The sequence below is a fragment of the Pseudomonas sp. AC016 genome (genome assembly GCF_979253365.1).
Genome location: NZ_CEEDCC010000001.1, coordinates 3,799,304 through 3,825,770, shown reverse-complemented (window position 1 = coordinate 3,825,770; position 26,467 = coordinate 3,799,304). Strand labels below are relative to the sequence as shown.

Here is a 26,467-nt window from a genome sequence, read left to right as displayed (position 1 = left end):
ATGGCCAACTCTGCCACGCACGTCATGGACGACAAGACCCTGCGCTGGATGCCCTGGGTCATCGCCATCGCGTTCTTCATGCAAAGCCTGGACGGCACGATTCTCAACACTGCCCTGCCGTCCATGGCCAACTCACTGGCCGAAGATCCACTGCGCATGCAGTCGGTGGTCATCGCCTACATGCTGACCATTGCGCTGCTGATCCCGGCGTCGGGCTGGATTGCCGACCGATTCGGGATCAAGCGGATCTTCTTCAGCGCCATCCTGCTGTTCAGCTTCGGATCGCTGTTGTGTGCGCTGTCCAACTCGCTGAGCATGCTGGTGGGTGCGCGGGTGATCCAGGGGCTGGGCGGCGCGCTGATGGTGCCCATCGGGCGGCTGATCGTGCTGCGGGTTTACCCACGCTCGGAGCTGGTAAGGATCATGGGGTTCATCACGGTGCCGGGGCTCATCGGTCCGTTGCTCGGTCCGACGATGGGCGGCTGGATGGTCGAATACCTGAGCTGGCACTGGATCTTCCTGCTGAACATTCCGGTCGGAATCATCGGCTGCTATGCGGTCAAGCACTTCATTCCAGACATTCCCGGCGGCGGTCGCACCCGCTTCGACGGGGTCGGGTTCATGCTGTTCGGCGCGGCCATGGTGCTGATCACTATTGCCTTGGAAGGTCTGGGCGAATTGCACCTGCCGCACATGCGCGTGGTGCTGTTGCTGTTCGCCGGCATGGGCTGTCTGGCGGCGTACTGGCTGCGGGCCGGGCATATCGACGCGCCGCTGTTCGCGCCCTCCCTGTTTCGTACGCGCACGTTCGCGGTCGGCATCATGGGCAACCTGTTCGCGCGACTCGGCAGCGGCGCACTGCCGTTTCTGGTGCCGTTGCTGCTTCAGGTCGCACTGGGCTACTCGCCGTCCGAGGCGGGCATGAGCATGCTGCCGCTGGCCGCTGCCGGGATGTTCGCCAAGACCGTGGCGCGCTGGCTGATCGAGCACCTGGGCTATCGCACCCTTCTGACCAGCAACACGCTGCTGCTGGGCTTGCTGCTGGCGAGTTTCGCACTGGTCGAGGTGGACACGCCTTACTGGGTGTTGCTGGTGCATCTGGGGCTTCTGGGCGCGGTGAACTCGCTGCAATTCACAGCGATGAACACCGTGACCCTGATCGATCTGGATGACGCCAGCGCCGCCAGCGGCAACAGCCTGCTATCGGTGGTGGCGCAACTGGCGCTGAGCCTGGGGGTGGCGAGCGCTGCCGCCTTGCTGGGCGGATTCAGTGACGAGGTGGCGACAGGCGAAGTCAGCGACGTGCTGGGCGCGTTCCACATGACCTTCCTGAGCGTCGGCATCCTGGCGATGTTCGCGGCGGGGATCTTCCTGCAACTGCCTGCTAACGAGGGGCGCAAGAAGGTGGTGTGAGTGGATCCGCGCCGCGTCCTGAGAGGCGTTACCACGCAGAGCGCTTGGCGTTATACACAAGTCCGCCTCAACACTGATCGTGCCCATCGCTCCGCGTGGGCATGCATCCCGTGACGCTCCGCGTCACAAATGGCACAGATTGCGGATTCAGTGAGCCGAGCGCATGACGTGGATAACGCTGGAGCTTGTCCGTGCATCTGCGCCACATTCAAGAGCGGACGCGGAGCGTCCTGGGAGGCATTCCCACGCGGAGCGTAGGAACGATCAGCGTGATCTCAAGCACGCCGATCATGCCCATGCTTGTGCTCAGCGTTATACCCGAGTCTTGCCACGACCACGGACGGTGGGAACGATCATCACCGGGCACTGAACAGCACGCCAATAAGCCATTTATCGACATCGCCATCTGAGCCGCCCCCCGGACCTGATACACTGCGCGACATTTTTGTTTTGCAGGTCCATCGTCGTGACAAACACCGCTTTCAATACTCTGCCTCTGTCCGCTGCCATGCTGGCTAACCTGGAGTCGCTTGGTTATGCCGAAATGACACCGATTCAGGCGCAGAGCCTGCCGGTGATCCTCAAGGGCATGGACCTGATCGCTCAGGCCAAGACCGGTAGCGGCAAGACCGCCGCCTTCGGCATCGGGCTGCTGAACCCGATCAACCCGCGCTTCTTCGGCTGTCAGGCACTGGTCATGTGCCCGACCCGCGAGCTGGCCGATCAGGTGGCCAAGGAAATCCGTCGTCTGGCGCGTTCGGAAGACAACATCAAGGTGCTGACCCTGTGTGGCGGCGTGTCGTTCGGCCCGCAGATCGGTTCGCTGGAGCACGGCGCGCACATCATCGTCGGCACGCCGGGCCGCATCCAGCAGCACTTGCGCAAAGGCTCACTGGTGCTGGACGGCCTGAACACGCTGATCCTCGATGAAGCCGACCGCATGCTGGACATGGGTTTCTACGACGCCATCGCCGACATCATCGAACAGACCCCACAGCGTCGTCAGACGCTGTTGTTCTCGGCCACCTACCCGGTCGGGATCAAGCAGCTGTCCTCGAAGTTCATGCGCGACCCGCAAACCGTGAAGGTCGAGGCGCTGCACGCTGACAGCCAGATTGAGCAGATTTTCTACGAAATCTCCCCCGAGCAGCGTCTGGAAGCGGTGGTCAAGGTGCTGGGTCATTTCCGCCCGACCTCCTGCGTCGCGTTCTGCTTCACCAAGCAGCAGGTTCAGGAAGTCGTTGATCACCTGACCGCCAAGGGCATGTCCGCCGTCGGCCTGCACGGCGATCTGGAGCAGCGCGACCGTGATCAGGTGCTGGCGATGTTCGCCAACCGCAGCACCTCGGTGCTGGTCGCAACGGACGTGGCGGCACGCGGTCTGGACATCGATGCGCTGGACATGGTGGTCAACGTCGAACTGGCACGCGATTCGGAAATCCATATCCACCGCGTAGGCCGGACCGGTCGTGCAGGCGAGAAAGGCATCGCGGTCAGCCTCGTGGCGCCGTCGGAAAGCCAGCGCGCCCGTGCCATCGAAGAGCTGCAGAAAGCACCCTTGAACTGGCAGCAATACGACCAGCTGAGCATCAAGGAAGGCGGCAAGCTGCTGCCCGCCATGACCACGCTGTGCATCGGCTCGGGTCGCAAGGACAAACTGCGTCCAGGCGACATCCTCGGCGCGCTGACAGGCGAAGCCGGCATTCCGGGCACCCAGGTCGGCAAGATCGCGATCTTCGATTTCCAGGCCTATGTGGCGGTCGAGCGCAGCATGGCCAAACAGGCGCTGGAGCGCCTGAACAACGGCAAGATCAAAGGCAAGTCGCTGCGCGTACGGATTCTGTAACCTTTACCGACGATGATCGTGCCCACGGCAAGCGTGGGCACGCAGCCCGTGACGCTCTGCGTCATTTCAAGAAGCGGACGCGCAGCGTCCATGCAGGCGATTCCCGAGGACCATGCTGTGCCCGTTACTGACGTTGTAATCATCGGCGCTGGCGCCGCAGGTTTGATGTGTGCGTTTACCGCTGCCAGTCGCGGGCGCAAGGTGATGCTGATTGATCACGCCAACAAACCCGGCAAGAAGATCCTCATGTCCGGTGGCGGGCGCTGCAACTTCACTAACCTGTACACCGAGCCTGCCAACTTCCTCTCGCAGAATGCGCACTTCTGCAAGTCGGCGCTGGCACGCTATACCCAGTGGGATTTCATCGAGATGGTCGCCAGACATGGCGTGCCCTATCACGAGAAAAAGCTCGGCCAACTTTTCTGCGACAACAAGTCCAGCGACATTCTGGAAATGCTGCTGGAGGAATGCCGACAGGCAGGTGCCAGCCTGCACATGGACACCTCGGTGCAGCAGATCGAAAAGACCGATTCGGGCTACCGTCTGCAAACCACGCTCGGCACGCTGGATTGCCAATCACTGGTGATCGCCACCGGCGGGCTGTCGATTCCGACACTGGGCGCGACCGGCTTCGGCTATCAGGTCGGCAAGCAATTCGGTCACACGCTGCTGCCGACGCGCGCAGGCCTCGTGCCGTTCACCATCACCGATCAGCTCAAGGCGCTGTGCACCGAGTTGTCGGGCACCTCGGTGGATTGTCTGGTGAGCTGCAACGACACCAGCTTCCGCGAGAACATTCTGTTCACCCATCGCGGCCTCAGTGGTCCGGCAATTCTGCAGATTTCGTCGTTCTGGCAGCCCGGCGATACCGTGGAAATCAACCTGCTGCCCGATCACGACGTGCCAGCCTGGCTGGCGCAGCAACAGGCCGAACGCCCCAACAGTGAGCTGAAAACACTGCTGGGCGAGATCTTCACCAAGAAGATGGCCAACCTGATCGCCGAGCACTGGTTCGTCTCCAAACCGATGAAGCAGTACACCCACGCCGAACTTGCCGACATCGCCGAGAAACTGGCGAGCTGGCAGGTCATTCCGGCGGGGACCGAAGGTTACCGCACCGCCGAGGTCACGCTGGGTGGGATCGACACACGTGAAGTGTCTTCCAAGACCATGGAGTCGCTGAAATCGCCCGGCCTGTATTTTGTCGGCGAAGTGCTGGACGTCAGCGGCCACCTGGGCGGCTTCAATTTCCAATGGGCGTGGGCATCGGCCTACGCTGCAGCGCAATACGTGTGACGCAACACTGAATGCCGGTATAAATTTTGCGAGTCGGATGTACAGCCAGCCGTTTGGTCTGTACATATCCTCCTGCAGGATCGATTAATTGAGCACAAGGCCTTCAGCTAATTCATGGCATCGAAATCGCTTCGTCATACGTTCCGCCGTTTGTGGGCGCTGGATAAATTCAGTTATAGCGTTCGAGTCTTCATTGCCCTGACCGGCAGCATGGCGCTGTGCTGGTATCAGAACGAAATGGGTCTGCTGATCCCGCTGTTCCTGGGGATTATCGCCAGCGCCCTGGCCGAGACCGACGACAGCTGGCAGGGCCGCCTCAACGCGCTGGCCGTGACGCTGGTGTGTTTCAGCATTGCCGCCCTCGCCGTCGAATTACTGTTCCCCTACCCATGGCTGTTCGTCTGCTCGCTGGCGCTGGCCAGCTTCTGCCTGACCATGCTCGGCGCGCTGGGCGAACGCTACGGCGCGATTGCCTATGGCACACTGATTCTGTCGGTCTATACCATGATCGGCGTGGATCAGCGCGGCGGTGAGGTACTGGATTTCTGGCATGAACCGATGCTGCTGGTCGCCGGTGCCGCGTGGTACGGCCTGCTGTCGGTGGTGTGGCAGATGCTGTTTTCCAACCAGCCCGTGCAGCAGGCGCTTGCCCGCCTGTTTCGCGAACTGGGGCAGTACCTGAAGCTCAAATCGACGCTGTTCGAGCCCATCCGTACCCTGAACGTGGAAGCCCGGCGTCTTGAACTGGCGCAGCAGAATGGCAAGGTGGTCGCCGCACTGAACGCGACCAAGGAAATCATTCTGCACCGGGTCGGCAGCGGTCGGCCCGGCTCGAAAGTCAGCCGCTACCTGAAGCTGTATTTCATCGCTCAGGACATCCATGAGCGCGCCAGCTCGTCGCACTACCCCTACAACTCCTTGACCGACGCGTTTTTCCACAGCGACGTGCTGTTCCGCTGCCAGCGCCTGCTGCGCCAGCAAGGCAGTGCGTGCCAGGCGCTGTCGGAATCCATCCAGTTGCGTCAGCCGTTCGTCTACGACCCCAATTTTGCCGAGGCCATGGAAGACCTGCACGCCTCACTCGAACACCTGCGCATCCAGAGCAACCCGGCCTGGCGAGGACTGTTGCGCTCGTTGCGCGCCCTGGCCGCCAACCTCACCACCCTGGACCGGTTGATCAGCGACGCCAGCAACCCGGATGCCTTGGCCGACGCGACCGACAGCAGTCTGTTGGACCGCTCGCCGCGCAACCTGAAGGATGTCTGGACGCGCCTGCGCCTGCAGATGACCCCGACTTCGCTGCTGTTTCGACACGCACTGCGCCTGCCACTGGCCCTGACGATCGGCTACGCGATGGTGCATCTGATTCACCCTTCGCAGGGCTACTGGATCATTCTGACCACGGTCTTCGTCTGCCAGCCAAGCTACGGCGCGACCCGGCGCAAACTCGGGCAGCGGATCATCGGCACGGCCATCGGCCTGACCGTCGGTTGGGTGTTGTTCGATCTGGTCACCAGCCCGATTCTGCAATCGATGTGCGCAGTGCTGGCCGGCGTGGTGTTCTTCGTCAACCGGACCACGCGCTACACGCTGTCGACGGCAGCGATCACGGTCATGGTGCTGTTCTGCTTCAATCAGGTGGGCGACGGCTACGGCCTTTTCCTGCCACGCCTGTTCGATACGCTGCTGGGCAGCCTGATCGCAGGCCTTGCCGTGTTCCTGTTCCTGCCGGACTGGCAGGGACGACGCCTGAACAAGGTGCTGGCCAATACCCTGACATGCAACAGTACCTACCTGCGTCAGATCATGCAGCAGTACGCCAAGGGCAAGAGCGACGATCTCGCGTACCGACTGGCACGGCGTAACGCCCACAACGCCGATGCAGCGCTGTCGACGACGCTGGCCAACATGCTCATGGAACCGGGACACTTCCGCAAGGAAGCCGACGTCGGATTCCGTTTTCTGGTGCTGTCGCACACGCTATTGAGCTATCTGTCAGGCCTGGGTGCGCACCGGGATACACAGTTGCCCAGCGATGTTCACGAACACTTGATTGACGGTGCAGGTGCCAGACTGGCCGCCAGCATCGACGAAATTGCCCGCGGTCTCGCCGAGAAACAAAGCGTCGCCGTGCAGAGCGATGAAGAAGAGGCGTTGGCCGCGCAGCTTGAGCAGATCCCGGAAGAGATGGATGAAAGCCAGCGACTGGTGCAGACCCAGCTCGCGTTGATCTGTCGCCAGCTCGCACCACTGCGCACCCTCGCTGCTCACTTGATCAAAGCGCCGCAGGCTGTCCCAGACCATGCCGTCTGAACAGCTCGTCGTAACTGCCGTCAGCTTTCATGGCGGCAATTTCCCGGTCGAAATCCGCAACGATTTCGGCATGCCTGGGGTTCTTCAGGCTGACCAGAATATGCAGGCCGTTCTCGCTCACTGAGCCGGGCAGAAATTCTACCCTGTCACGTACGTCCTCTGCTTCCAGCGACAGGTTGTAGCGGGCCACGTATTCGTCCTCAATCGCCAGGTCCACACGCTCGGCCGCCAGCATGCGAATCGCCATGGAGAAACTCTGCACCGGTATCTTTTGCAGAAGCGAGTCGTTGTCGAACTCAGGCGAGTAGGCATAGCCGCGTACGATGGCGATCATGTAGGCATGCAGTTGCTGATGAGTCTGCGGCGCGATGGGCGAATCCTTGCGCTTGAGCAGGCGTATGCGATTGACCAGATAAGGCTGGGAAAACTGCCCGATCAAATTTCTGTCCTCGCTGAACCAGGCATTCACCAGCACATCCTGACGCCCCTCGCTCAGGGCCAGCAGGGCTCTTGCCCAAGGCACCTGCTGATACTCGACCGTGTAACCGGCACGCTTGAGTGCGGTGCTGACAATGTCGGTCGCAAGCCCGCCATTTTGCAGCAGGGCGTCGGTGAAAGGTGGCCATGGGTCGGCAACGATGCGCAGTCTTTCGGCAGCGCCCGCTGATGCCATCGCCAACACCACCAGCAACCCCAACACTTGAAGCAGGTACGGCATGCTTTGATTCCTGAAAGGACGGCTTGCCGGGTCAAGACCTGACTACGGCGAGTCCACCCTTTATAAGGATGACTCTGAGCCTGAGTGAAGACCCAAAACAGTCATTAAACAAGTCAAAAGCGGGCAGCGACGCTCACTTCGTCGCGGCGCAGGATCAGCGTGTCTGCAGGCAATCAGGCGGGCCGCTGTTGCGATGCCCCCGGGAACGATATTCATCTCAGTGTCAGCGTTTATTGGGAATGACGCCAGATGCGTTTAGACTTCGCTTCTGGTTTCTCTGCGAGTCGGCAACATGTCTATCAAATGGATCTGCAAACACCACACCGAGCTGAACGTACAGCAGCTTTACGCCGTGCTGAAACTGCGCGCCGAGGTGTTCGTGGTGGAACAGCAATGTGTGTACCTGGACGTCGACGGACAGGACCTGACAGGTGACACCTGCCACCTGATGGCATGGCAGGAAGACCAACTGGTCGCGTACCTGCGCTTGCTCGACCCCATCCAGCAGGGCGGCGACGTGACCATCGGCCGAGTGGTCACGGCACCCTCGATTCGCAGCAAAGGCATCGGCCACGAACTGATGGTTCAGGCACTGGAACACGCCGAACGCAAATGGCCCGACCAGCCCATCTACCTGTCGGCGCAGGCGCACCTGCAGGGCTACTACAGCCGTTATGGCTTCGACCCGGTGGGCGAGGTCTATCTCGAAGACGACATCCCGCACATCGGCATGCGTCGGGATCTGGAGTGAGGGCAGTTGGTCTGCGTCGGTTACAAATCTGGCGATCCAGTGAGACAGCGGCACTGCCGTACTTTTTTGCGCGATAGTGCGGACACCGCCGATTCCGACGTGGGTGAAGGCTGAGTCCTGGCGCTGATTCGGGGGGCAATCGGCATGGATGCCGATTGAGCTGCACTGGGCCATGGATGGCCCATTTGCAGCGACCCCCGAATCAGTGTCAGGACGAAGGAATCCCGGCGAAGCCGGGGCCGGAACCGGAGCGAAGGACTTTGGCTACTTTGGTCCCTCAAAGTAGCGCGCCGTAAGGGCGCAAAGGTGACCTGAGCCGGGCGCTCGGCTCACTGAATCCACAGTCTGTGCCATGTGTGACGCGGAGCGTCACGGGAGGCATGCCCACGCGGAGCGATGGGCACGATCAGTGTTGAGGCGGACCTGTGTATCACGCTGAGCGCTCTGGTTGTAACGATCATCAACGCACGCCTCTTTACGGATAACCCAAAACCGCCTTGATCGTGGTCAGGTGATGGGTGATCCAGTCGCGGTCGATGGCGCCCCAGTCGATGATGCGGTATCGCCCGGTAAGGTTGCGGGCACCGTCCTGTTGTTCGAACTCGCACTGAATGTCCAGATCGGCCAAAGCGGCGATGGTGTCCTGGGCGGTGCGGCGAGGCATGCCGGTGACTTTCTCCAGTTCCGGGACGCTGCTGGCGAGCTGGCAGTCGATCAGGTACGCCACGTACAGGCGGCGGTAGAAACTGCTTTTGGTCTTGCTGACCTCCATCGTCGTATCCTTCAATGCATTGTTCAGGTGATCGATCCAGAGACGGATTGCAGGTCGCGGTACGTCAGGTAGACGCGCAAATCGAATTCCAGCTGGTGGTAACCGGGCAGCATGTGTTCACACAACTTGTAGAACGCCTTGTTGTGATCCGACTCACGAAAGTGCGCCAGCTCATGCACCACGATCATTTGCAGAAATTCAGGTGGCGCTTCCTTGAACAGCGACGCCACGCGAATCTCGTTCTTGGCCTTGAGCTTGCCGCCCTGCACTCTTGAAATTTTAGTATGCAAGCCAAGCGCTCGATGGGTCAGGTCAAGACGATTATCGAATAGGACCTTGTCGATACTGGGCGCATTGCGCAGATGATCCTGCTTCAACGCCAGCGCGTAGGCATACAGGGCCTTGTCGCTCTGCACCTGATGACGCGCCGGGTAACGTTGCTGCAGGTAGTCGGCAAGCCGTCCCTGCGCAATCAATTGATGCACTTGATCCTGCAGCGCCTGAGGGTAGGCCTGCAGGTATTTGAGTGGAACGTGACTGGTCATGACGTCGGGGCACGGTGTGAAAGACGCCAGTCTACCGCAATCAGCCCCGTTTCAAGCCTGGCACCTCGAACTGTGCCGGGAAGTGCAGCGCTTCCTCCGCCAGCATCGGATGGGCGACGAAAAAGCCCTGTACGACCTGACAGCCACTGTCGGCCAGCCACTGGTACTGCTCCTGTGTCTCGACGCCTTCGGCAATGATCAGCATGTCGAGATTGCGGGACAGATCAATGATGCTTCGCGCCATCGCAGCCTCTCTCGGCGAGCCCAGAATGTTGGCCACGAAATGCCGGTCAAGCTTCAGGGTGTCCAGTTGCAGGTTGCGCAGATGCGACAGCGAGCACTCGCCGACGCCGAAATCGTCAAGTGCGATGCGCACTCCGATGTCATGCAACTCCGCCAATTGCTTGTGGCTGTGAGAGAGGTTGTGCACCAGCGAGCTTTCGGTGATTTCCACCTCCAGCTGTCCCGGCTTGAGGCCGAAGCGGTCCATGGCACGCTTGAGCTCCGACACCAGATTGGGCATGCAGAACTGCGTGGGGCTGACACAGACGCTCAGCACCACATCGGACGCAAACACGCCAGCCCAGGCCTGCCGCTGCTCGGCGCCCTGATCGAAGATCCAACTGCCCAGCTTGTTGATCAGCCGGGTTTCTTCCAGCAACGGGATGAACAAGGCTGGCGGTACGTCCCCCACCGCAGGGTGCTGCCAGCGCAGCAGCGCCTCAAAGCCACGCAATCTGCCGTCCGCCACATGAATTTGAGGCTGGTAAACGACCGAGAAATCCTTGCCGTCGATGGCCGTGCGTACGCTTTCTTCCAGCATCAGTCGCGAACGGGCACGGCCGTTCATGTTGTGGTCATAGAATCGGTACTGCTGGCGCCCTGCTCGCTTGGCCTCGTACATGGCGATATCCGCAGCGCGCAGCAATCCGTCGAGGTTGGCGCCGCAATCGGGATACGTGGCAATACCCACGCTGGCCCCCATGCTGATCTCCACACCGTCGATGTGCCGGCGACCCGAGACGCGCTCGATGAGTTTTTCCGCAATCTTTGCTGCCTGCTCGGGGTAGTCGAGCCCGTCGATCACCACCGTGAACTCGTCACCGCCGATACGCGCCAGAACGTCATAGGGGCGCATGCTTTCTTTCAGTTGCTCGGCCACCCAGAGCAGAATCTCGTCGCCCGCATCGTGGCCCAGCGCGTCATTGATCTGCTTGAAGCCATCGAGGTCCATGTACAGCACCACGAGGCATTTGCCGACCTGATCATTGCGCCCGAGCATGCCTTCGACAGCCTGATAGAAACCGCGGCGATTGAGCAGCCCGGTCAGGGCATCGGTGACCGCCTGCTTTTCCAGCTGCTGATACAGATCGCGCACCACCGACATATCGAGAACGGTCAGGACCATGGCTTTCTGCTCGGCAGGCAATGCCGCACAGGACAACGCGACCGGCAACTGGCGCCCCTCGGTCGTTCTCAGAACGGCGTCGTGCACGCGATAGGTGTCGGCCCTTCGATAGTGCTTGTAGAAACCCGAGTCCAGCCAGCCTGCTACCTGCGGCTCCTGGATGTAATCCAATACTCGCGTGCCACACAGCTGCTCGACAGTGGCGTTGAGCAGCGAGCAGATGGCCGGGTTGGCGAAGCTGATCACGCCCTGTTCATCCACGACCAGAATGCCTTCGGCCACATTGGCCAGCACCGAGGCATTGAACGCCCGTGCCGATTCCAGCTCCTGCGACAGCGCCTGCAATGCACGACGATTGCGCTGCTGTTCGAGCAGGGTCTGGACCTTGGGCTTGAGTATGTTCGGATCGAAGGGTTTGAACAGGTAGTCCGTCGCGCCGCTGGCGTAACCCTTCTGTACCGCATCCTTGCTCTGCTCGTTGGCGGTGAGAAAAATGATGGGCGTAAGACGGGTACGCTGACTTCCACGCATGAGACGGGCCACTTCAAAGCCGTCCATGTCTGGCATCTGCACATCCAGTAACACCAGATCCACCTCCTGCTCCAGCAGAATGGTGAGGGCCTCCAGGCCCGAGCTGGCCGTGACGATATGCCAGTCTGTCCTTTGCAGGACAGCGCACATCGTTACCAGATTTTCCGGATAGTCATCTACAACCAGTAACACTGAGGAGCCATCGGCTGGCCCGAATTGCGCGCGATCCATGCTGCTTCTCTATCTGTGGTACGACGCCTGAAGCTCAGGAAGACCGTCATACATATGAAATCAACTCTAGCCGCGTCTTGGAAAAAGCAGAAGCTAGCCAGCTGTTTGCCATCATCAAACATACAATTACCCGACTAACGGTCATTTCCTGTAGGCCTTACCCACACTGCCCTGTAGGAAAAGTGACAGCACTTTGACGTCATTCGACCGGCAATTTTGCGTTAACAAATTGTCCTACAACCCGTATAAAGCCACGCTGCAACCCTCTGGCCAGAGGCTTTCCTTGCTGGCAAACAGATATATTCGGATGGACCAAAATGATAGATCTTGCGACGTGGCAACTCAGTATTCCGATAGGCTCTCCGCCCAAGACCATTGAGACCTCACAATTGGTAAAGGGTTACGACGGCAAGTACTTCGAATCCACCTCCAAGTCGATTTTCTTCTGGGCGCCTGTTACGGGTGCCAAAACCGAAAACGCCAAATACGCACGCAGCGAACTTCGTGAAACCTGGCCTGACGGCACCTTGCGTAACTGGATGTACGGGGATGCGGATAATTTCCTGAATGCCACGCTGGAAGTGGATCAGGTGCCATCGTCCGGGAAGATCGTTATCGGTCAGATACACGCATACGAAAGCACCGAGCCGATGCTCAAGGTCGAGTACCAATATAAGGAGCAGGACAAGGCGGGAGATATCGTGGTCAAGGTGCGCAAACGCTTCGACGACGACAAGAGCAAGGTCTACAAGATTGCCGAAGGTGTGCCACTCAACGAGAAATTCAAATACATCATTCACCTGAGCCCCGGCGGCCAGCTGAGCGTCAGCGCACGGGACGTAAACTGGAACACGCAGATCAGCTCAAGCTGGCGAGACAAGCCGCTTTACTTCAAAGCGGGCGTCTACACTCAGGATCACACCGGTTACAGCAGCGAAGGCGGCAAGGCCACGTTCTATAACCTGGACATCGATCACAACAAGACCTGAGCGACACGCACCTGCGCAAACAAAAAGCGGCCCGCACTCACCAGAGCACGGGCCGTTCTTTTTTAACGCCGAATGTTGCGGATCAGCGATTGGCCTGGAAGTCCTTCTCGGCCGCCAGGAAACGCGCCTGCATCGACTCCGAAGCGCCCTTGCCGATCAGGCTGAACAGCACAATGGCAATGCTGGCGAAGATGAAGCCAGGAACGATTTCGTAAAGGCCCATGGTGCTGAACTGCTTCCAGAGCACCACGGTAGCGGCACCGACGATCACACCCGCCAGCGCGCCGTTGCGGGTCATGCCTTTCCACAGTACCGAAATCAGCACCACCGGACCGAATGCTGCACCAAAGCCTGCCCACGCATAGCTCACCAGACCCAGCACACGGTTTTCCGGGTTGGCAGCCAACAGAATGGCGATGATCGCGATCAGCAGCACCATGCCACGGCCGACCCAGACCAGCTCCAGCTGGGAAGCGCCTTTGCGCAGATACGCTTTATAGAAGTCTTCGGTCAACGCACTGGAGCACACCAGCAACTGGCAGCTCAGCGTGCTCATGACCGCCGCAAGAATCGCCGACAGCAACACGCCTGCAACCCACGGATTGAACAGCAGCTTGGCCAGTTCGATGAACACCCGCTCAGGGTTTTCAGTGACAGGACCTGCAACGTCCGGGTTCGCGGAGAAGTACGCGATACCGAAGAAACCGACCGCCACCGTGCCGCCCAGGCAGAGGATCATCCACGCCATCGAGATACGGCGGGCCTTGGCAATCGACTTGACCGAATCTGCCGCCATGAAGCGCGCCAGAATGTGCGGCTGACCGAAGTAACCCAGGCCCCAGGCCAGCAACGAAATGATGCCGATAAAGGTGGTGTTCTTGAACATGTCGAAGCTGGTCGGATCCTTCGCTTCGATGGCCAGGAAAGTGGTGTCCACCCCGCCAGTCGCCAGTAGCACAATGATCGGCGTCAGGATCAACGCGAAGATCATCAACGTGGCCTGAACGGTATCAGTCCAGCTCACGGCCAGGAAACCGCCGACGAAGGTGTAGGCAATGGTCGCGGCCGCACCGGCCCACAGGGCGGTTTCGTAGGACATGCCAAAAGTGCTTTCGAACAGTCGTGCACCCGCGACGATGCCAGAGGCGCAGTAGATAGTGAAGAACACCAGAATCACGACAGCCGAGATGATACGTAGCACGCCGCTGTTGTCTTCGAAACGGCTGCTGAAATAGTCCGGCAGGGTCAGGGCGTCACCGTTGTGCTCGGTCTGTACACGCAGACGACCGGCCACGAACAGCCAGTTCAGGTAGGCACCGACGATCAGGCCAATGGCAATCCAGCTTTCCGACAGGCCCGACATGTAGATGGCGCCCGGCAAGCCCATCAGCAGCCAGCCGCTCATGTCCGAAGCACCGGCCGACAAGGCGGTTACCACACTGCCGAGGCTGCGTCCGCCAAGAATGTAATCGGAGAGATTGTTGGTAGAGCGATAGGCCATGAGGCCGATCAGGACCATTGCCGCGATATAGATCACAAACGTGATCAAGGTAGGGTTGCTGACACTCATGAGTTCTGCCTTGGCATTGTTTTTATGTTGGCACCTGATGACCAAGGGGATGACAACTGAAACTCAGCCCACCCATGCCCTTGCACCCGACACCGCGCTGAATGTCCATTTCATGGAAATGAACACTCAATGACTACGGTTGCACCGTGGGAACGAATCCTATTAAACAACTTGAATAAGGTGCAACCACTTTCAACAGGCAAGTTGCACCTGCTCTCGAAAACCTGTTTTTCAGGCTTCAGCGCCCTATTTTGGGGCGACAAACCGGCGTCGATCAAATAAATCCGCCCTACGAAAGAGCAACTCACTGTTTTTGATCATAAACCTGTAACACCGGCGTGAAATATTCTGAAAAAAAGGTTGCACCCGGTTGCACCTCATACCAGTGCGAGGCTAATCTGCGCCAAAGCCGATGCCACGTTCGTAGTGGCTACAATGAGGACAATACATGGCCACCACCACTCTGGGCGTCAAGCTGGACGACCCGACCCGCGAGCGATTGAAAGCAGCCGCCCACTCCATCGACCGGACCCCGCACTGGTTGATCAAGCAGGCGATCTTCAATTACCTGGAAAAGCTGGAGAGTGGTGCAACCCTGCTGGAACTCAACGGTTCGGCGAGTAAGGACAGCGATGACCGTGGCGAGCTGGCCGACGACGCCGGGCTGCAATGCTTCCTGGATTTTGCCGAAAGCATCCAGCCGCAGTCCGTCCTGCGTGCCGCCATCACCTCCGCTTACCGTCGCCCCGAACCTGAAGTAGTGCCCATGCTGCTCGAGCAGGCGCGCCTGCCTGTGCCCATGGCAGAAGCCGCCAACAAGCTCGCCGCCTCCATCGCTGAAAAGCTGCGCAACCAGAAGAGTGCTGGCGGCCGTGCCGGTATCGTTCAGGGCCTGCTGCAGGAATTCTCCCTGTCTTCGCAGGAAGGCGTCGCGCTGATGTGTCTGGCCGAAGCGCTGCTGCGCATTCCGGACAAGGGCACCCGCGATGCGCTGATTCGCGACAAGATCAGCAACGGCAACTGGCAGCCACACTTGGGCAACAGCCCGTCGTTGTTCGTCAATGCCGCCACCTGGGGCCTGTTGTTGACCGGCAAGCTGGTCGCCACGCACAACGAGACAGGCCTGACGTCATCGTTGAGCCGCATCATCGGCAAGAGCGGCGAACCCATGATCCGCAAGGGCGTGGATATGGCAATGCGCCTGATGGGCGAGCAGTTCGTCACCGGCGAAACCATCGGTGAAGCCTTGGCCAACGCCAGCCGCTTCGAGGCCAAGGGCTTCCGTTATTCCTACGACATGCTGGGCGAAGCCGCGCTGACCGAACACGACGCGCAGAAGTATCTTGCGTCCTACGAGCAGGCCATCCACTCCATCGGCAAGGCCTCCCACGGTCGCGGCATTTATGAAGGCCCGGGCATCTCCATCAAGCTGTCGGCGCTGCACCCTCGCTACAGCCGCGCCCAATACGAGCGCGTGATGGAAGAGCTGTACCCGCGCCTGCTGTCGCTGACTCTCCTGGCCAAGCAATACGACATCGGCCTGAACATCGACGCTGAAGAAGCCGATCGTCTGGAGCTGTCGCTGGACCTGCTCGAACGCCTGTGCTTCGAGCCGCAACTGACTGGCTGGAACGGCATCGGTTTCGTGATCCAGGCGTACCAGAAACGCTGCCCGTACGTGATCGACTATGTCATTGACCTGGCCCGACGCAGCCGTCATCGCCTGATGATTCGTTTGGTGAAAGGCGCTTATTGGGACAGCGAGATCAAGCGCGCTCAGGTCGAAGGCCTGGAAGGCTATCCGGTCTACACCCGCAAGGTGTACACCGATGTGTCCTACATCGCCTGCGCCCGCAAGCTGTTGGCGGCACCCGAAGTCATCTACCCGCAGTTCGCCACGCATAACGCGCACACCCTGGCCGCCATCTACCAGATTGCCGGCCAGAACTACTACCCCGGCCAGTACGAGTTCCAGTGCCTGCACGGTATGGGCGAGCCACTTTACGAGCAGGTTGTAGGCAAGGTCGCCGATGGCAAGCTGAACCGTCCGTGCCGTGTGTACGCACCGGTCGGCACCCATGAAACGCTGCTGGCTTATCTGGTGCGTCGCCTGCTGGAAAACGGCGCCAACACGTCATTCGTCAACCGTATCGCCGACCACACCATTTCCATTCAGGAACTGGTGGCCGATCCGGTCAACCAGATCGAACGCATGGCGACGCAGGAAGGTGGTTTCGGCCTGCCGCACCCGCGCATCCCGCTGCCACGCGACCTGTACGGCAGCGAACGCGCCAACTCCAGCGGCATCGACATGGCCAACGAACACCGTCTGGCGTCGCTGTCTTCGGCCTTGCTGGCCACTGCACACAATGATTGGAAGGCCGCGCCGATGCTCGGCTGCCCGGCCAGCGAAGGCGTCGCCAACGCGGCACTGAATCCGTCCGATCTGCGTGACGTGGTGGGCCATGTTCAGGAAGCCACCGTTCAGGATGTCGACAACGCCATCCAATGCGCCCTGAGCGCCGGTCCGATCTGGCAGGCCACGCCGCCCGCCGAGCGCGCCGCCATACTGGAGCGTGCCGCCGACCTGATGGAAGGCGAGATCCAGCCGCTGATGGGCCTGCTGGTCCGCGAAGCCGGCAAGACCTTCGCCAACGCCATTGCCGAAGTACGCGAAGCCGTGGACTTCCTGCGGTATTACGCCGTGCAGGCACGTAATGATTTCACCAATGACGCCCATCGCCCGCTGGGACCTGTGGTCTGCATCAGCCCGTGGAATTTCCCGCTGGCGATTTTCAGCGGTCAGGTGGCTGCTGCATTGGCCGCAGGCAACCCTGTGCTGGCCAAACCTGCCGAGCAGACGCCACTGATCGCCGCGCAGGCCGTGCGCCTGCTGCTGGAAGCCGGTATTCCTGAAGGCGTGGTGCAACTGCTGCCGGGTCGTGGCGAAACCGTCGGTGCCGGGCTGGTAGGTGACGAGCGCGTCAAAGGCGTGATGTTCACTGGCTCCACCGAAGTCGCCCGTCTGCTGCAACGCAATGTGGCCGGCCGTCTGGATTCGCAGGGTCGTCCGGTGCCGCTGATCGCCGAGACCGGCGGCCAGAACGCGATGATAGTCGACTCCTCGGCGCTGACCGAACAGGTGGTGATCGACGTCGTCTCCTCGGCCTTCGACAGCGCCGGTCAACGCTGCTCGGCACTGCGCGTGCTCTGCCTGCAGGAAGATTCCGCCGACCGCGTCATCGAAATGCTCAAAGGTGCGATGGCCGAAAGCCGTTTGGGTAACCCTGAGCGTCTGTCCGTGGACATCGGACCGGTGATCGACGCCGAAGCCAAGTCCGGCATCGAGAAACACATCCAGGCCATGCGCGACAAAGGCCGCACCGTGTATCAGGTGGCCATTGCCAACAGCGCCGAACTCAAGCGCGGCACCTACGTGATGCCGACGCTGATCGAGCTGGAAAGCTTCGACGAACTGCAACGCGAGATCTTTGGTCCCGTGCTGCACGTGGTGCGCTACAAGCGCAAGGAACTGGACCAGTTGATCGCCCAGATCAACGCTTCCGGTTATGGCCTGACGCTGGGCGTGCACACCCGCATCGACGAGACCATCGCCAAGGTGATCGACAACGTCCATGCCGGTAACGTCTACGTAAACCGCAATATCGTCGGTGCCGTTGTAGGCGTTCAGCCATTTGGCGGCGAAGGCCTGTCCGGCACCGGTCCGAAAGCCGGTGGTCCGCTGTACCTGTACCGCCTGCTGTCGACCCGTCCTCAGGACGCCATCGAGAAATCGTTCGTGCGCGGCGACGCGCTGTCGGCCCCGGATCTGCGTCTGCGCGAAGCGATGAGCAAGCCGTTGCAGGCACTGAAAAGCTGGGCGACGAGCCATCAGAATGCTGCACTGGATGTGTTGTGCAGCCAGTACGCCGAGCAGTCGCAAAGCGGCATCACTCGTCAACTGGCCGGCCCGACCGGCGAGCGCAACAGCTACGCAATCCTGCCGCGCGAGCACGTGCTGTGCCTGGCGGATGACGAAACCGATCTGTTGACCCAGCTGGCAGCAGTGCTGGCGGTGGGCAGCTCGGCCGTCTGGCCGGAAAACGAAGTCAGCAAACCGCTTCGCGCCCGTCTGCCGAAAGAGGTTCAGGCACGCATCAAGCTGGTGCCTGACTGGACCAAGGACGAAGTGATCATCGACGCGGTCCTGCACCACGGCGACTCGGACCAGTTGCGCGCCATCTGCAAGCAAATCGCCCAACGCAGCGGTGCCATTGTCGGCGTCAACGGCCTGTCCCACGGCGAGACCAACATTCCCCTGGAACGCCTGGTGATCGAACGTGCGTTGAGCGTCAACACCGCAGCGGCGGGGGGTAATGCGAGTTTGATGACCATCGGCTGATTGACCATTGGCGCCCACACACTGATCGTGCCCATCGCTCCGCGTGGGCATGCATTCCACGACGCTCTGCGCCACGTTCGAGAGCGGACGCGGAGCGTCCTGGGCGGCGTTACCACGCAGAGCATGGGAACGATCATCGTCGCTCATCCACACACCGATCGTGCCCCCGCTCCGCGCTCATCGTTATACATAATTCCTCTTGGAGGAATACGATAATGATCGTTCCTACGCTCCGCGTGGGAATGCCTCCCAGGACGCTCCGCGTGGGAATGCCTCCCAGGACGCTCCGCGTCCGCTCTTGAATGTGGCGCAGATGCATCGCCAAGCTTCAGCGTTATCCACGTCATGCGCTCGGCTCACTGAATCCGCAATCTGTGCCATTTGCGACGCAGAGCGTCACACTCAGGCAGACGCCACGATACCCACTGCCCACTGACCCTCATCACCCGCATCAATCTTGCTACCCCCTCCCCGTTCAGCGGCCTAGACTGGGGCGACATCCAGTCAAGGTGCGTTGCCATGTCCGAGTCGCTGCTCAGTTCCCGTAATCTGGCTTTCGAGTTGTATGAAGTGCTGGATGCCGAAGCCCTGATCCGCCGCGAGCGCTTTGCCGAGCATTCTCGCGAGACGTTTGATGCGGCGATTGGCACGGCGCGGACCATTGCCGAGAAGTACTTCGCACCGCACAACCGCAAGGCTGACGAAAACGAGCCGCGCTACGAGAATGGTGCCGCGGTGCTGATCCCGGAGGTCAAGCCTGCGGTGGATGCCTTTCTGGAAGCGGGTTTTCTGAATGCTGCACGCGATTTCGAGGCGGGCGGGATGCAGTTGCCGACATTGCTGTCGCAAGCCTGTTTCGCTCACTTCCAGGCCGCCAACGCCGGGACCACGGCCTACCCGTTCCTGACCATGGGCGCGGCTAATCTGATCGAAAGCTTCGGCAGTGACGAGCAGAAGCAGCGTTTCCTGCAACCGATGATCGAGGGCCGATTCTTCGGCACCATGGCGTTGACCGAGCCTCACGCAGGCTCTTCCCTGTCCGACATCCGCACCCGAGCCGAACCCGCCGCAGACGGTTCCTATCGGCTGCGCGGCAACAAGATTTTCATTTCGGGTGGCGATCACAACCTGTCGGAAAACATCGTGCACATGGTGCTGGCCAAGCTGCCGGATGCGCCGGGCGGGGTCAAAGGCATCTCGCTGTTCATCGTGCCCAAGTTTCTGGTCAACGACGACGGCAGCCTCGGCAAGCGCAACGACGTGCTGCTGGCCGGGCTGTTTCACAAGATGGGCTGGAAAGGAACCACCTCCACTGCGCTCAACTTCGGCGATAACGGTGAGTGCGTCGGCTATCTGGTCGGCAAGCCGCATCACGGCCTGAGCTACATGTTCCAGATGATGAACGAAGCGCGAATCGGCGTCGGCATGGGCGCAGTCATGCTCGGTTACGCAGGCTATCTGTACTCGCTCGATTACGCCCGCGAACGGCCGCAAGGTCGTCTGCCGGATAACAAAAGCCCGGACAGCGCACCCGTGTCGATCATCCAGCACACCGACGTGCGGCGCATGCTGCTGACTCAAAAAGCCTATGTGGAAGGCGCTTTCGACCTGGGCCTGTACGCGGCCCGTCTGTTCGACGACGCCCAGACCGGCGAGACCGAGCAGATCCGCCAGCAAGCCCACGAGCTGCTTGATCTACTGACCCCCATCGTCAAATCCTGGCCGTCTGAGTTCTGCCTCAAGGCCAACGAGCTGGCAATCCAGATTCTCGGTGGCCACGGTTATACCCGCGAATACCCGGTTGAGCAGCATTACCGGGACAACCGCTTGAACCCGATCCATGAAGGCACCCACGGCATTCAGTCGCTGGACCTGCTGGGCCGCAAGCTGGCGCAGAACGGCGGTGCAGGTCTGAAGCAACTGGTCAGGCTGATTGCCGATACTGCACAACGCGCCAGCACCCACAGTCAGCTCGATCATCTGCGTCAGCCGCTGGAGCAACTGGTAACGGCGTTACAAGGCGTGACCGTCGGCCTGCTGACCGATCTGGCACAAGGCAAGGTCAACGTCGCGCTGGCCAACTCGGCGCTGTACCTCAAGGCGTTCGGGCACACCGTGATTGGCTGGCGCTGGCTGGAACAGGCCATTCGTGCCGAAGAGGGATTAAGCAGAGGCAACGCGGCCGACGTTGATTTCTACAAAGGCAAGTTACAGGCAGCGCGGTACTTCCTGACCTGGGAAGTACCGGCCTGTCATCACGAATTGGCAATCCTGCAGGCCCGCGATGACGTGTGCCTGTCGATGCAGAACGAGTGGTTCTGATTCGGCGTCACACGGATGCGCATCACGACGCACCTTATCCCTGTGGCGGAAAGAAGGTATCCACCAGTACTTTCGCATCCTCACCCAGCTTCGCGGCGTAAGCTTCGCGACTGAAAAGCTCTCCGGTGCGCAGGTCGTAGGCAGGGCCTGTGACCTGTTCCACCGGCACCTGCCTGAGTTGCACGTTCATGAAACGGTAGTCGGCGCCTGCGACTTCTTCGACGCGGCTTATCTCGAAATAATTGCCCGGCAGAAACAGGGATTCGACTTCGCTGGGGCTGTTGGAGAACGGGCTGATCGGTGTTGCGGTCAGGTACTCCTTGGCAGGCAGCTCGAAGACCACGGACGTGTCATCGAAGGTGATCTCGCCCTCGTGAAGCGTGGATACCACGCCGCCCTGGCTGCTGGCGAAGACGCGTGCGATGTAAGGGTTTTCACTGAACGAGGTGAGGTCGGTATTGACCAGCACGTCTCCGACCTTGAATGTTCCCTTTCGAAAAACCTCGCCTGAAGTGCCGCGTTCGCCACTGCCGCCGCGATACAGCGGCACATCGTTGTTGTGCTCGATCTCGCCAATGTCCTCTACCAGTTTCTCCAGCTCCTCGACCTGACTTGTACCGTCAGGCACGCCGGTGCGAAGGAACTGGTTGTAAGCGTCATCGTCTTCGGTATACCGGGTGATCGCCCCGCCGTAGTAATCGTCGTCCGCCGTCTTGAAGACCCGATGCTTGTCACGCCATGCGTCGAATACGACGTCCTCACCCTCGGAGTCGGAAACCACTTCCTCTTCAGAATCCATCTCATAGATGTCCATCAGATCCCTTTGACGCTGGTTACCGACGACCGAAAGGCGCTGCTCCTCTGCCAGGTTGAACTGCATGTGGGCATCCCAGAAGGGTGACGAGGCCGTGGTGTAGGGCTTGGAACCTTCCACGGGTGGATTGCCGCCCCGCAGCACAGGTTTACGGAGCAACTCCCATTCGCCCAGCTCATTGCGCCGCACCGGACGAGCGCCATTGAAGGCGTAGGGATTCTCCGGATCGACGATGGCCCAGGTCTTGAAGTCGTCCAGATAGCGCACCCGATAGGGAAACCCTTCCAGAGTGATCCAGGTCTGGCCATTTCCCAAAACATGAACGCCCCGGGCATGCTCTTCAACAGCCACCGGCACGTCTTCCAGCACTTCATTGCCTTCAAGACCGGCCAGCGCAGCCGCTGGATCCTGCGGTACTGGCGCAAGCTCGGCGGTACGACCGATGCTCGCCAACAGCGGCAGATTGAACAGCAGGTACACCGAATTGATGATCGCGCCATGCACGCCGGACTTGCGCAACTGCGCGGTGCGCCCATTGACGGCCTGATCGATATTCAGGCCGACGCTCGCGATACCTGCGCCCACCAGACTCAACGCGATCGGCCACGCCAGCGACGACACACCGCCCGCCAGCCGAATGAATGCCCCCAAGTAGCCGATCCACATCTGCTTGCGCAAGCCGGCGCTGCTGGTCAGTTGATGGTGAATATCCTCGTTCATCTCCTTGTGCGCCACGTCACGCAGATGCTCGAACGCAGGCCCGGAGCTCGCCGGGACGTGGAGTCCGATCACTTTTTGATCAACTGACCACGGTTTCACGACAAGCTTGGTGAGCCTTGCGCCCAGCGCGGTCTGCTGCTGTTCTTCACGAATGAAGTGCGACACCAGAGTTGCCCTGTCGCCAGGTTGGGCGATCTGCGTTTGCAGCCACTGATAAAGCGCCTGCTCATTGGCAAACCGCTGGAACGCCGGTTCAGCGCCAGCCGTATAGAGAATCTGCCGTCCATCGGCGTTGCTGATCAGCAGCATGTCCCTCGATGCATGACCGGCAAGCTCGAACACCTGAAGGGAGAAACCTGAGGTGAATGCCTTGTCCTGCTGCACCGTCGCCCATGCATCAACGGTGTCGCGGCTGCCGTTGACAGCCATGAGCACGGTCTCGAAGTCATCGGTCTGCAGCTGCTTCCTGCTGACCGCAAGACCTGCCGAAGACAACAGGCTTATCCTGGCGAAGGTACAGAAATCCTGACCATGATCGCGCCAGAATGCATTGGCCTTGCGCTTGCAGTCAGCGGCGAAATCCTGCGCCCAGAAATTCTTCAGCACATCACTGGGCAGGATCGGCACTTCGTTGTGCTCGTTGTAAAACCGCTCGCCGGGCCCTGCGTGATAGAAGCCGCTGTAAGTGTTCAGCTCGTCGGCGGCAACGTTGTCACTGGCGCTGAAGCGATGCATCACCAGCTCAATCAGCGTGACGGATTCGGAGGGTGGACCGACATGCTCCCATCCGGAAAACGTGCGACCACTGTTGTCTGCATTCGTGAATCGATGCCAGTACACGTTGCACGGGTCGAGTACCTTGTCGGTATGCCGGGCAATGATTGTGCGTGCAACCTGAAAGGCCAGACTGTAAAGATCCGGATAGGCGCCCATGAGAGAGACTGCACGGGCTTTAAACGCCTTGTCCGTCCAGACATCGACAGCAGTTTTTGCCATCCGGGTTTTGTGAGTTGTTGAGTGCATGACGTCCTGTCTTTGCTCTTGAGGAAAGCCATGCACTTAATCAGTTTGTGGGGCACCGTTCGGGGTAATTATTTACGTTGGAGGCCGGATATCGTCATGACGGTGCAGGCACAGCCTGTGGATAAAACACCTCGAGGAGCGGTTTGCCTGCCGCACCCAGCCGGGCGGCATAGCGCTCACGGCTGAACGGCTCACCCGTGCGCATGTCCAGCAGCTTGCGTCCGGCCTCAGGCGCAGACACTTCGCTGATGCGCACCCTCATGAATCGATAGAATGCGCCCTGCACCTCATCAAGTTGCTCGATCCGAAAGTAGCGACCGGGCAGGAAGACAGATTCGGCCTCTCCGGGGCTGGACGAAAAGGGCGCGATGGGCGTTGCGCTCAGGTACTGTCTGGCAGGCAGCTCAAAGACTACCGACGTGTCATCAAAGCTGACCGGTGCCGAGATGGATATGGCATTGGTGCCCGCCTGGCTGCTGGCAAACGTCCTGGCCTGGTACGGGTTTTCACTGAACGAGGTGATATCGGTATTGGTCAGCACATCACCGACCCTGACCTGCCCGCCTCTGAAGAACTGACCTGACGTGCCTCGCTCACCACTTCCGCCGCGATAAAGCGTGACGTCGTTATTGAAACCCAGCGTCCTGACATCCTCGACAAAGCGTTTGATGTCCTCCACCTGCTCGGCAATATCGATCATGCCTGTCGACGGGTCGCCTTCAAAAACCTCTCCTGTGCGCAGGTACTGATTGTAGATTGCGCCATTATCGGTGTAACGACGAATGCTCTGCGCATGGAACGTCGCATCATGGGTCTTGAACACCCGGTGCTTTGCGCCCCATGGATCGATGTGCACGTCTTCACCCTCGGAATCGGAAACCACCTCTTCCTCCGGCTCCATCCGAAAGATCTCCATGACCGCTTCCTGACGCGCGATGGCCACCTCGGCCAAACTCTTTTCGTCGTAAACGTTGATCAGCATGTAGTGATCCCAGAACGCTGAACCCGTCGTGCCATAAGGATGCGAGACGGGCTGCGCGTCTGCAGCCGAAGGCACGTCCTGAGGGGAGCCGCCTGACAGGCCCGGTCTTGCGAGCGGTTGCCACTCGCCGTGCTCATCAAGTACCACCAAGGGGCCGGCAGAAAAGGCAAAGGGGTTATGCGGATCAATCACCTGCCAGCACCCCAACGACTCATCAAAGCGCACGCGATAAAACAATCCGCTCAGCCTGATCCACGTCTCACCGTGAAACAGTTGGTAGATGCCCCGCAGCCTTCCTTCGGCGGCCATGGGCATGGTGCCTTCGAGCGTCAACTGGTTGCCGTTCAGACTGGCGAGCGTGTCTGCGAGCGACGCAGCTGCAGGCGTGTCGCTCAAACCCTCGGCGGCACGACTCAGACCCGTCAACAGCGGCAGGTTGAACGCCAGATACAGCGCACTGCAGATGGAGCCCAGCACCCCGGCCTTGCGCTGGGCTGACGTTTGGCCGAGCACCGCCTGATCAATATTCAGCCCCAGGTTAAAGGCACTCGCCCCGACCACTGCCAGGGCGACTGGCCAGCCCAACAGCGCGAGGTTGCCACCGACCCGCAGAAAGGCGTCGAGATAGCCCATCCACAGTCGCTTGCGCAATTGGACATTACTGGTCAGCAGAACATGAGCGTCAGCGGTCATTTCGTCTTTCGCAATGTCGCGCAGTATTTCGAAAGGATCGCCGGGGATGGCCGCTTCGTGTTGATTGATCAGCCCGGGCCCCGTCTGCCCATCGTGAGCGAGCAGGCTGTCGATGCATCGATCGAACGCAGCGCCAGACGCTTGCTCGGCTGAAGGGCGGATGAAATGGCTGCGCATTTCGCTTCGAGTCTCGGCAGCGGCGAAACGCGCCTTGAGCCAGTCGAAGAGCTCTCGCTGCCCGGCAAATCGGTGAAAGGGGTGACTGTTGCCGGGTATATAGAGGATCTGCGCACCGTGCTCATCGACCATGCGCAGCATGTCCCGAGCCTTGAAACCGCCGACATCCAGCCAGTGGAAAGCTGCCCTGGCACCGGATTGCAGGGCAGCACCGAGGGACGTCAGGGTCGGCGTGTCGCTGTTTTCACCCAGAATCAGACTGATCAACCACTCGAAGTCAGCCGCTGAAATCTGTCTGCTGCTAACGCAGCGCCCTGCCGCCGCAAGAAAATCGGCCTTGGCCAAAAGGCAGAATGTCTGCCCGTGGTTATTCCAGAACTGTTCCCGTTTGCGCCGGTAACCGGTGCTGAAATCCAGCGCCCAGAAGTCATTCAACACGTCCTGAGCGAGTAACCGCACCTCGTTGGTTTCATTGAACCTGCCGTGGTCTGCGTTTACGGTATAAAAACCGCCATAAGACGAAAGCTCGTCGCTGGCAACCTGATCCTGCGGGCTGAAGCGGCGAATCACGAGGTCGACTATCGTCATCGACTCGACCGGCGTGCCGACGTGCTCCCAGCCGGTAAACGTGCGAGGGCTGCTGACGGCAGTGCTGAACCGGTGCCAATAGACCTTGTCGGGGTCCAGCCACTTGCCCGTTCGCTTGCAGATGATGGCCTGCGCCGCTCGCCGCGCCATGTCGTACAGGTCGGGATAGTCGGTCACGTATTCGTGGGCTTTTTTTCGAAGCTGTTGCTGGTCTGCAAGGTGTAACCGTGTTGTTTCAGAAGTCATGGCTTCCTGTTCCTTCAGGGATGGAAGCCATACGTGATCAGATCCAGAGGGCGGATCGACCCTAAATAGTTACGACATGAATAAAGCAGACGCACCGGTAGCGGCACGGACATCGGT

The 26,467-nt window shown here is 60.1% G+C and carries 15 protein-coding genes; 8 read left to right on the top strand and 7 right to left on the bottom strand.

The genetic code is table 11. From position 1 onward, the window contains the following. The 4 genes from mdtD to yccS all read left to right on the top strand — a co-directional run bounded on the left by mdtD (position 1) and on the right by yccS (position 6,868). On the top strand, positions 1-1,413 hold the full coding sequence (gene mdtD, locus AC0IXS_RS17245; RefSeq protein ID WP_057407972.1) for a multidrug transporter subunit MdtD: 1,413 nt from the start codon (positions 1-3) through the stop codon (positions 1,411-1,413). A gap of 508 nt (positions 1,414-1,921) precedes the next feature. Beyond that, positions 1,922-3,259, top strand: a complete 1,338-nt coding sequence (gene dbpA, locus AC0IXS_RS17240; protein WP_341540398.1) for an ATP-dependent RNA helicase DbpA — start codon at positions 1,922-1,924, stop codon at positions 3,257-3,259. Between the two features lie 117 nt (positions 3,260-3,376). Next, positions 3,377-4,555, top strand: a complete 1,179-nt coding sequence (locus AC0IXS_RS17235) for a BaiN/RdsA family NAD(P)/FAD-dependent oxidoreductase (RefSeq protein WP_471825259.1) — start codon at positions 3,377-3,379, stop codon at positions 4,553-4,555. Positions 4,556-4,669: 114 nt separating this feature from the next. Further along, on the top strand, positions 4,670-6,868 hold the full coding sequence (gene yccS, locus AC0IXS_RS17230) for a YccS family putative transporter (RefSeq protein WP_122668020.1): 2,199 nt from the start codon (positions 4,670-4,672) through the stop codon (positions 6,866-6,868). On the opposite strand, the gene AC0IXS_RS17225 is transcribed toward yccS, so the two are convergent. Then, positions 6,831-7,586 carry a substrate-binding periplasmic protein gene (locus tag AC0IXS_RS17225; protein WP_137202527.1) on the bottom strand — a complete coding sequence of 252 codons (756 nt, stop codon included), beginning with the start codon at positions 7,584-7,586 and terminating at the stop codon, positions 6,831-6,833. The genes yccS and AC0IXS_RS17225 overlap by 38 nt on opposite strands. A 292-nt stretch (positions 7,587-7,878) precedes the next feature. Between AC0IXS_RS17225 and AC0IXS_RS17220 the strand changes: the two genes are divergently transcribed. Then, a complete protein-coding gene (locus AC0IXS_RS17220) occupies positions 7,879-8,337 on the top strand; it encodes a GNAT family N-acetyltransferase (RefSeq protein WP_057409789.1) in 459 nt (152 codons plus the stop codon). 475 nt (positions 8,338-8,812) lie between these two features. Here AC0IXS_RS17220 and AC0IXS_RS17215 read toward each other — a convergent pair whose 3' ends face one another. Genes AC0IXS_RS17215 through AC0IXS_RS17205 form a run of 3 tightly spaced genes read right to left on the bottom strand, consistent with a single transcriptional unit; the run spans position 8,813 to position 11,824 of the window. Then, positions 8,813-9,109: a winged helix-turn-helix domain-containing protein gene (locus AC0IXS_RS17215; protein WP_025993562.1), complete on the bottom strand. Its 297-nt coding sequence runs from the start codon at positions 9,107-9,109 to the stop codon at positions 8,813-8,815. Positions 9,110-9,132: 23 nt separating this feature from the next. After that, on the bottom strand, positions 9,133-9,654 hold the full coding sequence (locus tag AC0IXS_RS17210) for a YgjP-like metallopeptidase domain-containing protein (protein WP_122668022.1): 522 nt from the start codon (positions 9,652-9,654) through the stop codon (positions 9,133-9,135). Between the two features lie 40 nt (positions 9,655-9,694). Next, complete coding sequence (locus AC0IXS_RS17205; protein WP_122668023.1) at positions 9,695-11,824, bottom strand: two-component system response regulator; 2,130 nt, start codon at positions 11,822-11,824, stop codon at positions 9,695-9,697. A 317-nt stretch (positions 11,825-12,141) separates the two neighbouring features. Between AC0IXS_RS17205 and AC0IXS_RS17200 the strand changes: the two genes are divergently transcribed. After that, complete coding sequence (locus AC0IXS_RS17200; RefSeq protein WP_057409791.1) at positions 12,142-12,813, top strand: polysaccharide lyase family 7 protein; 672 nt, start codon at positions 12,142-12,144, stop codon at positions 12,811-12,813. A gap of 82 nt (positions 12,814-12,895) precedes the next feature. On the opposite strand, the gene putP is transcribed toward AC0IXS_RS17200, so the two are convergent. Further along, entirely contained in the window at positions 12,896-14,383 is a 1,488-nt protein-coding gene (putP, locus tag AC0IXS_RS17195; protein WP_122586940.1) for a sodium/proline symporter PutP, read from the bottom strand. A 448-nt stretch (positions 14,384-14,831) separates the two neighbouring features. Between putP and putA the strand changes: the two genes are divergently transcribed. Together putA and AC0IXS_RS17185 are read left to right on the top strand one after the other, a co-directional pair. Continuing rightward, positions 14,832-18,785: a trifunctional transcriptional regulator/proline dehydrogenase/L-glutamate gamma-semialdehyde dehydrogenase gene (putA, locus tag AC0IXS_RS17190; RefSeq protein ID WP_471825255.1), complete on the top strand. Its 3,954-nt coding sequence runs from the start codon at positions 14,832-14,834 to the stop codon at positions 18,783-18,785. Positions 18,786-19,304: 519 nt separating this feature from the next. After that, positions 19,305-21,107 (top strand): acyl-CoA dehydrogenase, encoded by a 1,803-nt coding sequence (locus AC0IXS_RS17185; protein ID WP_137202526.1) that lies wholly within the window; start codon positions 19,305-19,307, stop codon positions 21,105-21,107. 34 nt (positions 21,108-21,141) lie between these two features. On the opposite strand, the gene AC0IXS_RS17180 is transcribed toward AC0IXS_RS17185, so the two are convergent. Further along, positions 21,142-23,637, bottom strand: a complete 2,496-nt coding sequence (locus AC0IXS_RS17180) for a dermonecrotic toxin domain-containing protein (RefSeq protein WP_471825253.1) — start codon at positions 23,635-23,637, stop codon at positions 21,142-21,144. Between the two features lie 121 nt (positions 23,638-23,758). Next, positions 23,759-26,350, bottom strand: coding sequence for a dermonecrotic toxin domain-containing protein (locus tag AC0IXS_RS17175; RefSeq protein WP_471825251.1), 2,592 nt, complete (start codon positions 26,348-26,350; stop codon positions 23,759-23,761). Positions 26,351-26,467 lie beyond the last annotated feature (117 nt).